Source organism: Acidovorax sp. SUPP2539 (assembly GCF_030158975.1).
GTDB lineage: Bacteria > Pseudomonadota > Gammaproteobacteria > Burkholderiales > Burkholderiaceae_C > Paracidovorax.
In genome coordinates this window covers 125369-139563 of sequence record NZ_BQXJ01000002.1, presented here as the reverse complement: position 1 = coordinate 139563, position 14195 = coordinate 125369, and the positions used below count along the sequence as shown (strand labels likewise).

13 protein-coding genes are annotated in these 14195 nt (G+C 69.0%); 6 read left to right on the top strand and 7 right to left on the bottom strand.

The features are described from left to right. Nucleotides 1–7: 7 nt before the first annotated feature. Together recX and recA are read right to left on the bottom strand one after the other, a co-directional pair. Complete coding sequence (gene recX, locus AVTE2539_RS08305; RefSeq protein WP_284409681.1) at nt 8–466, bottom strand: recombination regulator RecX; 459 nt, start codon at nt 464–466, stop codon at nt 8–10. Between the two features lie 77 nt (nt 467–543). Next, nucleotides 544–1635, bottom strand: a complete 1092-nt coding sequence (gene recA, locus AVTE2539_RS08300) for a recombinase RecA (RefSeq protein WP_284400760.1) — start codon at nt 1633–1635, stop codon at nt 544–546. A gap of 141 nt (nt 1636–1776) precedes the next feature. Here recA and AVTE2539_RS08295 point away from each other — a divergent pair, with 141 nt between their 5' ends. From AVTE2539_RS08295 to AVTE2539_RS08280, 4 genes are all read left to right on the top strand, one after another. After that, nucleotides 1777–2280, top strand: a complete 504-nt coding sequence (locus AVTE2539_RS08295) for a MarR family winged helix-turn-helix transcriptional regulator (RefSeq protein WP_284406468.1) — start codon at nt 1777–1779, stop codon at nt 2278–2280. 127 nt (nt 2281–2407) lie between these two features. After that, on the top strand, nt 2408–4057 hold the full coding sequence (locus AVTE2539_RS08290; protein ID WP_284409679.1) for a methyl-accepting chemotaxis protein: 1650 nt from the start codon (nt 2408–2410) through the stop codon (nt 4055–4057). Between the two features lie 134 nt (nt 4058–4191). After that, nucleotides 4192–4866, top strand: a complete 675-nt coding sequence (locus AVTE2539_RS08285) for a response regulator (RefSeq protein ID WP_272566607.1) — start codon at nt 4192–4194, stop codon at nt 4864–4866. 85 nt (nt 4867–4951) lie between these two features. After that, the gene (locus AVTE2539_RS08280) at nt 4952–6409 is read left to right on the top strand and encodes a sensor histidine kinase (RefSeq protein WP_272566608.1); all 1458 of its coding nucleotides are present in this window, start codon (nt 4952–4954) and stop codon (nt 6407–6409) included. 40 nt (nt 6410–6449) lie between these two features. Here AVTE2539_RS08280 and AVTE2539_RS08275 read toward each other — a convergent pair whose 3' ends face one another. Both AVTE2539_RS08275 and AVTE2539_RS08270 read right to left on the bottom strand, forming a co-directional pair. Next, nucleotides 6450–6797, bottom strand: coding sequence for a DUF4148 domain-containing protein (locus AVTE2539_RS08275; RefSeq protein WP_284409675.1), 348 nt, complete (start codon nt 6795–6797; stop codon nt 6450–6452). A 230-nt stretch (nt 6798–7027) separates the two neighbouring features. After that, nucleotides 7028–7366 (bottom strand): DUF4148 domain-containing protein, encoded by a 339-nt coding sequence (locus AVTE2539_RS08270; RefSeq protein ID WP_272566610.1) that lies wholly within the window; start codon nt 7364–7366, stop codon nt 7028–7030. A gap of 843 nt (nt 7367–8209) precedes the next feature. Here AVTE2539_RS08270 and AVTE2539_RS08265 point away from each other — a divergent pair. Next, nucleotides 8210–8842, top strand: coding sequence for a DUF2268 domain-containing putative Zn-dependent protease (locus AVTE2539_RS08265; RefSeq protein WP_284409673.1), 633 nt, complete (start codon nt 8210–8212; stop codon nt 8840–8842). Between the two features lie 187 nt (nt 8843–9029). Here the strand turns inward: AVTE2539_RS08265 and AVTE2539_RS08260 are convergent, their stop codons facing one another. Beyond that, complete coding sequence (locus tag AVTE2539_RS08260; protein WP_284409671.1) at nt 9030–10730, bottom strand: adenylate/guanylate cyclase domain-containing protein; 1701 nt, start codon at nt 10728–10730, stop codon at nt 9030–9032. Between the two features lie 158 nt (nt 10731–10888). Here AVTE2539_RS08260 and AVTE2539_RS08255 point away from each other — a divergent pair, with 158 nt between their 5' ends. Further along, nucleotides 10889–11596, top strand: coding sequence for a Crp/Fnr family transcriptional regulator (locus tag AVTE2539_RS08255; RefSeq protein WP_284409669.1), 708 nt, complete (start codon nt 10889–10891; stop codon nt 11594–11596). 38 nt (nt 11597–11634) lie between these two features. Here AVTE2539_RS08255 and AVTE2539_RS08250 read toward each other — a convergent pair whose 3' ends face one another. Both AVTE2539_RS08250 and AVTE2539_RS08245 read right to left on the bottom strand, forming a co-directional pair. Beyond that, nucleotides 11635–12987 (bottom strand): ATP-grasp domain-containing protein, encoded by a 1353-nt coding sequence (locus tag AVTE2539_RS08250; RefSeq protein WP_284409667.1) that lies wholly within the window; start codon nt 12985–12987, stop codon nt 11635–11637. Continuing rightward, entirely contained in the window at nt 12984–14189 is a 1206-nt protein-coding gene (locus tag AVTE2539_RS08245; RefSeq protein ID WP_284409665.1) for an MFS transporter, read from the bottom strand. Before AVTE2539_RS08245 ends, AVTE2539_RS08250 begins: the two co-directional genes overlap by 4 nt. Between the last annotated feature and the right edge of the window lie 6 nt (nt 14190–14195).

Sequence of the window (14195 nt, the reverse complement as noted above, 5' to 3'; positions counted from 1 at the left end):
ACAGCCGTCAATTGCCTTCGTCGTCCCCGCCGCCCCGCACCACGCGGCGCACGATATCGCCGGCAAAGCCCCGCGCGGCCATGAAGCGCATCTGGCGCGCGCGCTCCTGCGGCGTCTCGCCCGGGGCGCCGAAGCGCTGGCGCCACACGGCCTGTGCGCGTTCCAGTTCGGTGGCGCGAAGGCGCTCCGCGGTGGCGCGCACCAGGGCGTCGTCCAGCCCCTTGCCGCGCAGTTCCTGCACCAGGCGCTGCGTGCCCAGGCGGGCGGCGCGGCGGTTCACCACCGAATCGGCCACGCGCTGCGCGCTGATGAAATCCTTGGCCTGCAGGTCGTCGAGCACGGCGTTCAGGTCGTCGCCCTCCTGCACGTGGCGGGCGAGCTTGGTGGCCAGTTCGGCGCGGGAGTGTTCGCGCTGTGCCAGCAGGCGCAGCGCCCGGCCCTTGAGCGAAAGCGTCGCAAATCCCATGGTGCTATGAAAGTGGAAGCGTCCAGCGCCTGTCAATCAAGCGCTGGAGCCGGGCATGGCCTGCAATCGGCCAGGGCTTACTTCTCGGCCGCTTCCTTGGCTGGCGCAGCGGCGGGGGCTTCGAGGCTGGCGGGCAGCAGGGCGATGCCCAGGCTCTCGCGCACCTTGTTCTCGATCTCGCGGGCGAGGTCGGCGTTCTCGCGCAGGAACTCCCGCGAGTTGTCGCGGCCCTGGCCGATCTTTTCGCCGTTGTAGGCGTACCAGGCGCCGCTCTTTTCGATGATCTTCGCGTTCACGCCCATGTCGATGATCTCGCCCTCGCGGCTGATGCCCTCGCCGAACAGGATGTCGAACTCGGCCGTCTTGAACGGCGGGCTGACCTTGTTCTTCACGACCTTGACCTTGGTCTCGTTGCCCACGGCCTCGTCGCCCTTCTTGATCGTGCCGGTGCGGCGGATGTCCAGGCGCACCGAGGCGTAGAACTTGAGCGCGTTGCCACCGGTGGTGGTTTCGGGACTGCCGAACATCACGCCGATCTTCATGCGGATCTGGTTGATGAAGATGACCATGCAGTTGGTCTTCTTGATGGTGGCGGTGAGCTTGCGCAGCGCCTGGCTCATCAGGCGGGCCTGCAGGCCGGGCAGGGCATCGCCCATTTCGCCCTCGATTTCGGCCTTGGGGGTGAGCGCGGCGACCGAGTCGATCACGATCAGGTCCACGGCGCCCGAACGCACGAGGCTGTCCACGATCTCCAGGGCCTGCTCGCCGGTGTCGGGCTGGCTGATCAGCAGATCGGACAGCTGCACGCCGAGCTTCTGGGCGTATTGCACGTCGAGCGCATGCTCGGCATCGACGAAGGCGCACTGGCCGCCCTGCTTTTGCATCTCGGCGATCACCTGCAGCGTGAGCGTGGTCTTGCCGGACGATTCCGGGCCGTAGATCTCGACCACGCGGCCGCGGGGCAGGCCGCCCACGCCCAGCGCGATATCCAGGCCCAGCGAGCCGGTGGAGACGACCTGGATGTCCTCGATCACCTCGCCTTCGCCCAGGCGCATGATCGTACCCTTGCCGAACTGCTTCTCGATCTGGGCCAGCGCGGCCTGTAGGGCCTTGGCCTTTTCGGTGTTGACGGGCTGGGCGGGGTGGGTCCCCTTGACGGCGAAGTCCATGGAAAGTCCTTGAAAAACAATGGGTTGGGGGTGTCTCTGTCCGGCTGTGGGTAGTCACAGGCTGGATGCTTGAACAGTAGTTTATGCGAGCCGTCTCGGCGCGTAAACGGTGTTTTAAGTCAGTTTCCCTGACAATGTGCCATGGCCGAAACCCCACCCTTTCCCCCCCTCGACGACGGCTGGCGCCAGACCCACCTGGGCCGCCTGCTCGGGCATGCCATGCGCCGGTTCGATGCCCGGGTGCTCGAACTCATGGCCCACAACGTGGAAGTGCCGCTGGCGCTTTCCAACCTCGCCGCGCGCGATCAGGTGAGTGCGGCGCACGTCCACATCACGCGCCACCTTTCGCTGGATGGCGACCGGCTGACCGATCTGGCGCAGCGGGCCGGCATGACGAAGCAGTCCATGGCCGATCTGGTGGACCAGTGCGCTGCCTGGGGCCTGGTGGTCCGGGAACCGGACCCACGCGATGCCCGGGCGCGCCGCGTGTGCTTCACCGCTGCGGGACTGGCGTGGCTGCAGGCATTCCGCGATGCGGTGGCCCAGGCGGAGGCGGAGTTCCGCATGGCGGTGGGCGACGAGGTCGCCACGGTGGTTGCGATCGGGCTGGAAGCGTATGCGGGAGGTGACGGGCTGTCAGGTTAAAAGCTGCAAAAATGATAAAGCCGGCATTGCATTTCTGTCATTTCCGCGCTGCGGATGCTGGTTTTAAGCCTGTTCTAAGGTGTCTAAATGTTAATCGAGATACCAAACGCAATAGGTGGTCCTTATCATGAACCTGCACAACCTCCGCATCGGCGCCAAGCTGGCGCTCGCCTTCAGCATCACCACGCTGATCACCGTCGCCCTGGCCTGGATGGCCTGGGGTCAGATGCTCCGCATCAACGCCAGTGCCGAAGACCTGGCCACCAACTGGCTTCCCAGCATCGAGGCCATCGCCAACGTGCGCATCGCCGCCAACCGCCTGCGGCGCACCGAGAGCGAGGCCTTCCTGCCGACGGACCAGAGCAACCTGAACAAGCTCAAGGAAGAACTCAAGGTGCGGCGCCAGCAACTGGCCGAGGCCGAGGCCGTGTATGCACCGCTGGTCAATCCGGGCGAAGAGCGCAAGGGCTACGAGGCCTATCAGGCCCAGCGCGATCAGTACCTCGCGGTGCAGCGCCGCATGCTGGACCAGCCACTGCAGGCGCACGATGAAACGCTGCGGATCTTCTTCACCGATTCGGAAAAGGGCTTCGATGCCATGGCGTCCACGCTGGGCGAGCTGGCCCGCGTGAACCGCCGCGGTGGTGACTCTGCGCACGACGATGCGGTGGCCACGTTCCACCGCGCGCAGGCCACGCTGCTGGCCATGCTGATCGCTGCGGTGGCGATCGCCTCGGTGCTGGCCTGGTGGATCACGCGGCATATCACGCGGCCGCTGGCCTCGGCCGTCGGAGTGGCGCGGGGCGTGGCCGCCGGCGACCTGACGATGGACATCGCCGTGCACGGCAAGGACGAATCCGCGCAGCTGATGCAGGCCCTGAGCGACATGCGCGCCAGCCTGGCGAGCGTGGTCGGTGCCGTCCACGGCAGCGCCGAGGGCGTGGCCACGGCCAGCTCGCAGATCGAGCAGGGCAACCAGGACCTGTCGGCCCGCACCGAACAACAGGCCTCGGCCCTGGAAGAGACCGCCGCGTCCATGGAGGAGCTGAGCTCCACCGTGCGCCAGAACGCCGACGGCGCCCAAAAGGCCAGCCAGCTGGCGGCGGATGCGTCCACGGTGGCGCAGCGCAGCGGCGACGCGGTGGAGGTGATGGTGGAGACGATGAAGAGCATCGACGCCGCCTCCCAGCGCATCGCCGACATCATCGGCGTGGTGGACGGCATCGCGTTCCAGACCAACATCCTGGCGCTCAATGCGGCGGTGGAAGCCGCCCGCGCCGGCGAACAGGGCCGCGGCTTCGCGGTGGTGGCCTCCGAGGTGCGCACGCTGGCCCAGCGCAGCGCCGATGCGGCCAAGGAGATCAAGGGCCTGATCGCCACGAGCGTGGAGCGTGTCGGCGAGGGCTCGGCGCAGGCCAACCGCGCGGGCGACACGATGAAGGAAGTGGTGCAGTCCATCCAGCGCGTCGCCACCATCGTGGCGGAGATGAGCATCGCCACGCGCGAGCAGAGCGAAGGCATCGGCCAGGTGGGCGAGGCCGTGGCGCAGATGGACCAGGTCACGCAGCAGAACGCCGCGCTGGTCGAGGAAAGCGCGGCGGCGGCATCGAGCCTGAAGTCGCAGGCCGAGCAACTGGTCGATGCGGTGTCGGTCTTCAAGATCGACGGGGCGCATACGGCGGCCGCCGCGTCTTCGGCAACGGCCCGCGCGCGGTCCGTGTCGCAACCGGCCGGGCGCCTCGCCGCCCACGGCCGCACGCTGCCCCTGCCGGCATAGCACCAACTGCGCGGGGAGGGTGCGGCGCGGGATTTCCCCCACGCGCTCCCCCGCCGCCTGGCGGAACGGGCCTCTAGAATCGGTCTCCAACGCAGCGGCCCCGCCACCGGCCGCGCTCCCAGGAGACAACCCCCATGCGCATCCTCATTGCCGAAGACGACCAGGTGCTGGCCGACGGGCTGCTGCGCACCCTGCGCGGTTCCGGCGCTGCGGTCGATCACGTGTCCAGCGGCAGCGAAGCCGATGCGGCCCTGATGACCAACCACGCGTTCGACCTGCTGATCCTGGACCTGGGCCTGCCGCGCGTGCACGGGCTGGAGGTGCTCAAGCGCCTGCGCGGACGGGGCTCGGCCCTGCCGGTGCTGATCCTCACCGCCGCCGACAGCGTGGAAGAGCGCGTCAAGGGCCTGGATTTCGGGGCCGACGACTACATGGCCAAGCCCTTCAGCCTGCAGGAACTCGAGGCGCGCGTGCGCGCCCTCACGCGGCGCGGCATGGGCGGCACCACCAGCGCCATCCGCCACGGCCCGCTGGTGTACGACCAGGCCGGCCGCATGGCCACCATCGACGGCAAGCTGGTGGAGCTGTCGGCGCGCGAACTGGGCCTGCTGGAGGTGCTGCTGCAGCGCGCCGGCCGGCTGGTGTCCAAGGAGCAACTGGTCGAGCGCCTGTGCGAGTGGGGCGAAGAGGTGAGCAACAACGCCATCGAGGTGTACATCCACCGCCTGCGCAAGAAGATCGAGCGCGGCCCGATCCGCATCGCCACGGTGCGCGGCCTGGGCTACTGCCTCGAGAAGATCGCCACCTGAGTGCTATTGATTTAATAGCGAAATGCCCTAGTGATGATTGCGCTGACGGCCCTTTTGGCTTGAATTCCCCCACCGGCGCCCCGTCTTGAAAATCTTCCAGCGCGAGCAGCGCTCCCTCTTCGGCGAGATCCTGGACTGGATGCTCACGCCGCTCCTGCTGCTGTGGCCCGTGAGCCTGGCGCTCACCTGGCTGGTGGCGCAGGGCCTGGCCAACAAGCCCTTCGACCGCGCGCTGGAGTACAACGCCCACGCCCTGGCGCAACTGGTCACGGTGCAGGGCGACAAGGCGCAGTTCAACCTGCCGCAGCCGGCCAGCGAAATCCTGCGCGCCGACGAATCCGACATCGTTTACTACCAGGTGGTCTCGCCCACGGGGGAGTTCCTTTCCGGCGAACGCGACCTGCCGCGCCCGCCCGCACCCGAGGACGAGCGTCCGCTCTCGGGTGAGGTGCGCCTGCGCGATGCCGAGCTGCGCGGCATCGAGATCCGCGTGGCGTCCATCTGGGTCCGGGTGCCGCTGCCGGGTGCGCCGGCCGCGCTGGTGCAGGTGGCCGAAACGCGCGAAAAGCGCAGTGTGCTGGCCACGGAAATCATCAAGGGCGTGATGCTGCCGCAGTTCGTGATCCTGCCGCTGGCCGTGCTGCTGGTGTGGCTGGCCCTGGCGCGCGGCATCCAGCCCTTGAGCCTGCTGGAGGAGCGCATCCGCGCCCGCAAGCCTGACGACCTTTCGCCGCTCGACCACAAGGCGGTGCCGCTGGAGGTGGCGCCGCTGGTGGATTCGGTGAACGACCTGCTGGGCCGGCTCAGCGACTCGCTGGCCACGCAAAAGCGCTTCCTGGCCGATGCGGCCCACCAGCTCAAGACGCCGCTGGCCGGGCTGCGCATGCAGGCCGACCTGGCGCAGCGCGAAGGCACCAGCACCGAGGAATTGAAGCGATCGCTGCAGCAGATCGGTCGCTCCAGCATCCGCGCCACGCACACGGTGAACCAACTGCTGGCCCTGGCCCGCGCGGAAGGCAGCGGAACGGCCCTGGCGCGCCAGCCGGTGGACCTGGCGCGGCTGGTGATCGAGGTGGTGCGCGACTGCGTGCCGCGCGCCTTGGACAAGCACATCGACCTGGGGTACGAGGGTGCCGAGCCCGGTGCGCCCGGCGTGTGGATGGAGGGCAATCCCACGCTGCTCAAGGAGCTGGCGCGCAACCTGCTGGACAACGCGATCAACTACACGCCCTCGGGGCCCGGGGCGCCGGGCGTCATCACCGCGCGGGTGCTGGCCGACACCTTCGGCCACGTGCTGCTGCTGCAGGTCGAAGATTCCGGCCCCGGCGTGCCGCTGGCCGAGCGCGAGCTGGTGTTCCGCCCGTTCTACCGCGTGCTGGGCAACGACGCGGACGGCTCGGGCCTGGGCCTGCCGATCGTGCTGGAGATCGCGCGCCAGCACAGCGCCACCGTGCAGCTGGAAGACGCGCACCCCGGCCAGGTGCCGCCGGGCGCCCGGTTCAGCGTGCAGTTTCCCGCCCATCCGCCGCTGCCGGCGGCCTGACCGGCCGCGCGCCGCGGCGTGCCGGGAGCGCGACGCCCGTTCAGTGGCTGGTCTCGCTGGCCGCGGCGCCGGCCACCGGCTGGGCGCCCTGGGCGCGGCGCAGTTCGGCCTGGAAGGCGCTGCCGCTGCGCAGGCGCTGGTATTCGGCCAGGCGCTGCGGGCTGGCTTCGTCCACCGCTTCGGAGCGGTCGCCCTCGTTGGCCTGGCCCAGCCCGGCGCGCTGCCACAGGCGGGTGTCGGCCTCCACCGCAGCACGGGTGAGCGTGCTGCGGGTGGCCACGGGCTCCTCGCCGAAACGGTCTTCCTGCGATGGCGCCGCGTGGGCGGCGGACACCGTGGCGCCGGCGAAGGCGATGGTGGCAATGGCGATCAGGTGCTGGGTGTTCATGGGGTGCGTTCCTTGGGCTTGAAAACAGGGGTGACAAAGGGCAGCGCGGGGTGCCTGCCTGACTGCCAGTTTCGGTGTTTCGCCGGGCCGGGTATGTGCGTAAACGCACAGCGGGAACGCATTGGTCCACGGTGGGGTGAAAAGCGCCGCCCATGAAAAAAGCCCCGGTGCTTCGCGCACGGGGGCTCGGGGGTGTGGCGCGCCTTGGGCGCGCCGGGATGCGCGGGGCATCAGTTCATCGTGGTGCTGGAGGCCATGCCGGCGACGTTGTGGCCGCCGCCGACGCGCTGGACTTCGGCCAGGTACTCGGGGCCGCTGCGTTCGCGCTGGTACTGGGCCAGGCGCATCTGGTAGGCGGGATCGGCATCGGGCGTGCGGTCGGCGGCTTCGAACTGGTTCAGGCCGGCGCGGTTCCACAGGTTCAGGTCGGCCACGACTTCAGCGCGGGTCAGCGGCTGGCCTTGCTCGACGGGCTGGGCGCCGAACTGGTCTTCCTGAGACACGGGGGCGGCGGATGCGGCACCGGCAAAGGCGATGGCGGCGATGGCGATGAGGTGTTTGCGGTTCATGGTAGTGATTCCTTCCTTGGGATCGATTCAACTGGACTGCAGCGCCGGATTGCGTCTGCATGGAAGCCAGTTTGCGCCGCCGGACCCGCCAGGTCTGTGCGAAAACGCACAGTTTTGTGTAGGTCTGTCGCCTACCGGCCCGTGCGCCCACGGCCGCCGCCGCGTCCGACAGGGCCGCGCTTCCGAGGGAAAAATGCCGCACTGCAACATCGCGTTACGCGGGTGGCCGGATCGGACGTTGCGCGCCGAAAAACGTCTTGAAACGCGTTTAAAAGCGGTTTTTCGTGGGCGACAGGCGCCCGCCTGCCCTGTGAAGCGCTTATCACTGCCGAGTTGCTACCTCTGCCGGAATGGGCAGATGTTTTCGATGACCATGAAAAGCAGATGTCGGTCGCTGCGACATGTTCATGGAGGCGCTCGAACTCCAGGCAGTGCGCACGGAGCGAAGGTCGAAAATATAGAAACGTCGAGCAGGCATCAGCCAGAATGCCGCTTTGAATGCTGGGATTGAGCTCATGGATTCTGTGGTCGAACTACTTGTGCTTTTAACGTTGCATTGGCGAGTGGGCATTTCAACTTTGATCGCACTCGTAGTCGCGGTTTTTTTTATCCAAGGCGCTGACTGCATTTTCCGGTTGGTTTGGGGTGCCGTTAGTCATTCTTGGTTTTGGCGCAGGCTTGTTGTGGGAAGGCAGCGCCATATCAAGCACTCGACAGCACGATCACCGCTGAAACTGGCTCCTCATCGCCACTCCACTTCGACAGAATTCGGCCATCGGCAGCGACCCCGCACTTTGAGTGCGCAAACCATCATGGGTGTCTCCGCACAGGGATCAGGCAAAAATGAGTATCACGTTCCACTTCCCTGACGCCGCAAATCAGCTGACCCACTTCCAGCCTGAATTGCGCGACCTGTTGAGCGGAGCTGCTGCTGAGGTATCGGCCGTTCTTGCGATAGACCGCCTGGATGTGCTGACCTATGCGACGAATGCCGTCATTCCTGAGCTCGGAGTAAACGGGTATGCGGAAGGCCCTCATCTTCTTCACATGAAGATTGATCCGCGCAACAGCAACCTTCCGCGTTGCATGCGAACGGCCGTCCCTGCTCTGTTCGCGCACGAGGTCCACCACTGCGTCAGAGGCCGAACCGTCGGCTATGGCAGCACCTTGAGAGAGGCACTTATTTCAGAAGGCTTGGCGTTTCATTTCGAGGCGCAGGTTTTCGGTCGAATCCCGTTCTATGCCACCGCGCTATCGCCGGTGGAGTCGGACAGGATGAGAACGCGCATGGAGCCCATGCTTGATGCGACTTGGTACGACCATGCCAGTTGGTTTTTCGGGAGCGCAAAGGAGAACATCCCAAGGCATGCTGGTTATGCCGTGGGCTATGCCATCGTGGCGCGGCATCTCGCCAATCACAAGGTGACCGCCAGCGCAGCTTCGGCCACTTGTGCCACCGCCTTCTTTACGGCTTAACTGGCTTGCGGGCCTCGGCTGCGACGCTGCACTTTCGACATATGCAACGCATGTGGAGCGCGCCAGCGGCGGTTGGCCTTTTCCGTCCCGGCAAACTTGCCGATGCCGGGTCGTTCGGATCGCCAACACGGGGTGATTGCTTTCTGGCCCCCGTCTCGGGTTGTCGCCTATCAACCAGAGTCCACGTTCACGGCGGATCAAACCAGGGCCCCGCCGTTGCGGGCGATGGCGCGCCGCCGCCGAAGCGCGGCTCCCCCCACTGCTGCGCGGGATGGGCCACGTACAGCACCTGCAGCGGCGCCGACCGGCCGCGCACGGTGACGGGCTCGGGCGGGCCCAGCGCATCGGCCACGCCCGCCAGGCGCGCGGCCTCCAGCGACAGCACGAGCCGGGCGGCCACCACCTTCGAATGGTCCTGCAGGCGGCTGGCGGTGTTGACGACCTCGCCCACGGCCGTGAATGTGGTCGTGTCCTGAAAGCCCACCTCGCCCACCGCCACCGTGCCGGCGTGCAAACCCATGCCGAAGTCCAGCGGCTGCCCGAACTGGTCGGTGAACGAGCCGCCCCAGGCGTCCATGCGCTGCTCGATGAGGGCGGCCGCGCGCACCGCCTGGGCGCAGGCGGTGGGCAGGTCGGTGTCCAGCCCGAAGATCGCCATCACGCTGTCGCCGATGAACTGGTTGGCCAGGCCGCCGCTGTCGCGCACCGCGGCGCCCACCCGGTCGAAATACTGGTCCAGCACCCAGGCCAGGTCGAAGGGCCACTGCCGCTCTGCCAGGCCCGACCAGCGCCGCAGGTCCACGAACAGCACGGCGACCTGGCGCTCGCGCCCCAGGGGCCGGGCCGCCGCCGCCGCGCCGGGCTGGAACAGCGGCGTCACCGCGATGTCGCCGCGCGGGCGCAACTGGCAGGCCAGCCGCACGCCGGGCGGGGCGTTCACGCGCTGCAGGGTGCGCTGCTCGTCGCGCCGGGGGGCGGGCAGGTGCTCGGCCGGGCCCTGCACGCGCACGCGGCAGGTGGAGCAGCGCGCCCGGCCGCCACACACCGAAAGGTGGCCGATGCCGTGCTCCCGGCTGGCCTCCAGCACGCTGAAGCCGCGCGGCACCTGCACCGTGCGGTCGGGGTAGCGCAGGCTGATGCGCCCCCGGCCCCCGCGCTCGCGCAGGGCCCCGAAGGCCCAGCGCGCCAGCAGCAGCGCCGCCACCAGCGCGATCCAGCCGGTGCGCAGGCCCTCGGTCAGGGTGCGCGACGCCTGGGCGGCCTGTGCGGACGGCGAGGGGGCGCCCAGCGCCGCCCAGGCGATCTCGCGGCCCATGGACACCACGCCGAGCGCCGCCAGCACGGGCAGCAGCACGGCGGCGGCCAGCAGCACCGGCTGCAGGCGCTGCCACCGGGGGCGGATGCGCAGCGCCAGGTGCAGGCCCAGGCAGCCGTGCGTCCAGGCCGCCAGCAGCAGCGCCAGCTGCAGCCAGAGCCCCTCCGGGCTCCAAATGGCCCGCACGATGCGCACGTAGGAAGGCTCCAGCCCGTCGATTTCGCCCAGGTAGCGCGTGCCCGAGAAATGCGCCGCCAGCAGCAGCGGCAGCAGCAGCCCGAGCAGCAGGCGCAGCGCCTCCACGGCCGGCATGCGCAGGCTGCGGCGCTGCCACACGGCGGCGCCCGCCATGGCCAGGTGGACGGCCACCGCGCCATAGAGCAGCACGGTGCCCGGCAGCGTGGCCCAGGCGCCATGCACGGCACGCCGCGTGGCTTCGGCCGCGGCCAGCGACACCAGCCCGGTGGCGTGCGTGGCCAGGTGCAGCGCCACATAGAGCCACAGGACCACGCCACTGGCCCAGCGCAGGTTGCGCGGGGAGGGCAGGGTCAGGCGGGGCAGTGGCGCGGGCACGGAAGAAGGCGTGTGGTGGGTCGATGGAATCCGCCCCGGCCGATCGCCGGGGCGGCGCTGAGCATAATGCGGCACCCGGTCGGGCCCACCGGCCTTCCCGCATGCCCTGGCGCCGCCCGGGCCCTCCCTGTTTCTTTCCCGGCCACGGCCTTGCCCGCATGAACGCTCCCCCCGCCCGATCCAGCCTCGCCCTGCGCCGCATTCCCTTGTTCGAGGGTTTGGGCGATGCGTGCCTGGACCGGCTGGCGCAGCAGTGCGACTGGCACCAGCTGCCGGCGCGCCAGCCGCTGCTGTCGCGCGCGGCCGAGGGCGGCGACGTGTTCTTCCTGGTGGCGGGCCGCCTGCGCATCACCACCTATTCGGCCAGCGGCCGGCAGGTCACCTTCCGCGACTGCGAACCGGGCGAGCACATCGGCGTGATCGCGGCCATCGACGGCGGCCCGCGCTCGGCCGACGTGGTGACGCTGGACGCCACCCTGGTGGCCAGTCTCTCGCGCGACGGGTTCCTGGCCCTGCTGCGCGACGAGCCCCTGGTCGCGCAGCGGGTGATGCACTACCTGGCCTCGCTGGTGCGCCAGTTGTCCGACCGCGTGATCGACCTGAGCACCCTGGGCGTGCACAACCGCTTGCATGCCGAGCTGCTGCGCCTGGCGCGTGCGGCCGGCGTGCAGGGCAACCAGGCCCGCATCGAGCCCGCGCCTGCCCACGCCGAACTGGCCAGCCAGATCAGCACCAACCGCGAGCAGGTCACGCGCGAACTGGGCGTGCTGGTCAAGGCCGGCGTGCTGCAAAAGGACGGCCGCGCGCTGGTGGTCGTCGATGCCGCGCGGCTCGAACGCATGGTGGCCGAGGTGCGCGGGGAGTGACGGGCGGGGCGGGCCCGATCCGGCCGGCCCCGGTTCATTCAAAGGGTGGCGAGCAGCGCCGTGGGGTCCAGCGCGCCGATGTGGCCCGGGGCTTCGAGGTACTTCGCCAGTTCCACGCCCAGCAGCGCATCCAAGTCGCGCAGGAACGCATCGCCCCGCACCGCCGAGGCCCGCGGATCGGGCCCATGCACGATCGCATGCCCCAGCACGGAGACATTGCCGTCGAAGCGCCGCAGCGGCATGCCGGGCGCCAGGCGCAGCGTGCAAAACGAAATGCCGTGGCGCGCCAGCAGGGCGTCCAGGCGGTCCTGGGTGAAGGCGCAAGACACCACGCCTTCGTTCTTCGCCCCGATGAGCACCACCGTGGCGGCCCCGTCCATGGCCTGCGGGTCGGTCTCGACCGCTTCGCCCAGGTAGGTGCGCAAGAGCAGGTCGAAGGCGTCGCGCCCGGACAGGGCCTGGTACACCTGCGGGCCCACGCCGCCCATCATGCGGCCGTTGACTTCCACCAGGCACGGGCCGTCCTCCGCGTACAGCGTCTCCACGTGAAAGAGGCCGAAGTCCAGGCCCAGGCACCGGCACACGTCGCCCACGTACTGCTCCAGCCGCCGGGCCTGGCGCGGCGCCAGCCCGGAGGGCATCGAATACCCCATCTCCAGCAGGTCGTTGTGCCGGGAGCGGTAGCGGGTGGTGGTGGCAAAGCACTGCAGGCGGCCATTTTTCAGGATGACCTCGGTCGAATGCAGCGAGCCCGTCACGTACTCCTCGACGATGTAGTGGTGGTTGACGATCTGGTTGACCATCGGGTCCGACGCGGCGCGCTCGCGCGCCAGCGCCGCGACGAAGGCATCCCACTGCGCCTCGGTTTGGCAGACCGCCGAGAACTGCTTGCCGAAGCCCCGCGTCGGCTTGACCACCAGCGGCGCGCGGAGGGTGCGGCCCTGGCCGGCCAGCAGCTGCGCCTCGGTCAGCACCTCGTAATGGGGAACGCGCAGGCCCGCGCGGGCCAGTGCGTGGCGGCAGCGGTCCTTGAACACCGCGTCCCGCAGCGCCTGCGGTGCCGGCGTGGGCAGGCCCAGGGCATGCGCCGCCTCGGCCACGGGCAGGATGGCCGCCTCCGAGGTGGTGACGAGCGCGTGGATGGGGTGCCGCGTGGCGATGTCCCGCAGTTCGGCCAGCAGCGCGTCCACCGCGATCGTGGGCACGGTCCGGTGCTCGTCGAGGTGCAGCAGGTGGGGGTCGATGCGGCTGCGGTCCCGGGTCGAGATGGCCAGGAACGACGAATCGAGCGGCTCGATCAGGGTGGCCCGGCAGCCGAGCTTCTTCGCGGTTTCGAAGGCCAGCAATCCGGACAGGGTGCTGTCCACGAAGACGACATGTCGTTCGGTCATCGGTTTCTTTCAAGGGAGGGCGCCGGCGGCACGCGGTCCGCTGCCAGCCGCCGGAGACGGTGGGCCAGGCCGAAGCCCGCCGCAAAGAGCGCCGCCGTGATCGGCATGCCGAACCACTGGACCGAGAAGGCCCCGAAAAAGATGGCCAGCATCATGCCGGCGTACACCAGGGCGTATTGCAGGGTGGCGACCACCGGCATCTGGTCCCGGGGCGTGGCGGCCATGATGTCCGCCTGCAGCCGGAAGAATGCCAGCTCGAACAGGAAGAAGTAGGCGAAGTAGAGCGGGTAGCTCACGGCCGGCGAATGCCACAGGCAGGCGCCCACCATCGCCGCCGCGCAGGCCGGGCAGATGTAGCGCAGGTGGAATGCCTGGCCGCGCCGGCTCTGCACGTAGAAGTACAGCGCGCCCGTCACCGCGGCCAGGCTGGCGACGATCTGCAGCAGCCCGACGTACTGCTGCGACAGGCCCAGGTGGTGCGCCGGCAGGGCCACCCGCGAGATGTTGTAGAAGCCCTGGAAGAAGGCGCCCAACAGCACGAAGCCGACCATGGCCTGGCGCAGTGGCGCAACGTCCCGCAGCATGCGCAGCCCCTGCCACAGGCTGGCCGGTGCGGCCGGTGCCTCCGTGGGGGTGGCTGCGGGCGGGATCAGCCAGGTGCACAGTGCCGCGCAGGCGAACAGCGCCGTGGTGGCGACGGCCGCGCCCAGCGCCGTGATCTGGGTGGGAAAGAAGGCCAGGATGGCGCCCGCCACGGCCCCGGCAATGAACTGCGCGGTCAGCGTCAGGGGCACGGTGAACCGAACCTCTTCGGGCGAGAAGTACCGTTTGATGACGACGATGCGGGCCACCCGCTGCACGGCATCCAGCGCGCCGATCACCGTGGCGCCGAGCAGCACCATGGCCGGCCCCAGGTCGGTGGCCAGGAATAGCGCAAGGCACGCCGCGGCGGCGGCCACGTTGGCCAGGCGCAGGAGCCGGCGCACTTCCATCCGGCCCGTTAGCTGGTTCAGCTGGAACGCCAGCAGCACCGGCACCACCATGGGCGCGAAGAGGACGAACTCCGAAACCAGGAGACTGTCCAGATCGCGCAGCGCATGGTGCGCCAGATAGATGTACACCAGCACGCTGGCGGAGATCGACGACAGGTTGATCGCCCACAGCAAGGCCGTGAGCGGGCGCTTGCCGGTGACGGGCGTCATGGGGCA

Bases quoted from the DNA above. Each gene is read 5' to 3' on its own strand.
- recX (WP_284409681.1), bottom strand. From the start codon at position 466: ATGGGATTTGCGACGCTTTCGCTCAAGGGCCGGGCGCTGCGCCTGCTG.
- recA (WP_284400760.1), bottom strand. From the start codon at position 1,635: ATGGACTTCGCCGTCAAGGGGACCCACCCCGCCCAGCCCGTCAACACC.
- AVTE2539_RS08285 (WP_272566607.1), top strand. From the start codon at position 4,192: ATGCGCATCCTCATTGCCGAAGACGACCAGGTGCTGGCCGACGGGCTG.
- AVTE2539_RS08290 (WP_284409679.1), top strand. From the start codon at position 2,408: ATGAACCTGCACAACCTCCGCATCGGCGCCAAGCTGGCGCTCGCCTTC.
- AVTE2539_RS08255 (WP_284409669.1), top strand. From the start codon at position 10,889: ATGAACGCTCCCCCCGCCCGATCCAGCCTCGCCCTGCGCCGCATTCCC.
- AVTE2539_RS08250 (WP_284409667.1), bottom strand. From the start codon at position 12,987: ATGACCGAACGACATGTCGTCTTCGTGGACAGCACCCTGTCCGGATTG.
- AVTE2539_RS08265 (WP_284409673.1), top strand. From the start codon at position 8,210: ATGAGTATCACGTTCCACTTCCCTGACGCCGCAAATCAGCTGACCCAC.
- AVTE2539_RS08275 (WP_284409675.1), bottom strand. From the start codon at position 6,797: ATGAACACCCAGCACCTGATCGCCATTGCCACCATCGCCTTCGCCGGC.
- AVTE2539_RS08270 (WP_272566610.1), bottom strand. From the start codon at position 7,366: ATGAACCGCAAACACCTCATCGCCATCGCCGCCATCGCCTTTGCCGGT.
- AVTE2539_RS08245 (WP_284409665.1), bottom strand. From the start codon at position 14,189: ATGACGCCCGTCACCGGCAAGCGCCCGCTCACGGCCTTGCTGTGGGCG.
- AVTE2539_RS08295 (WP_284406468.1), top strand. From the start codon at position 1,777: ATGGCCGAAACCCCACCCTTTCCCCCCCTCGACGACGGCTGGCGCCAG.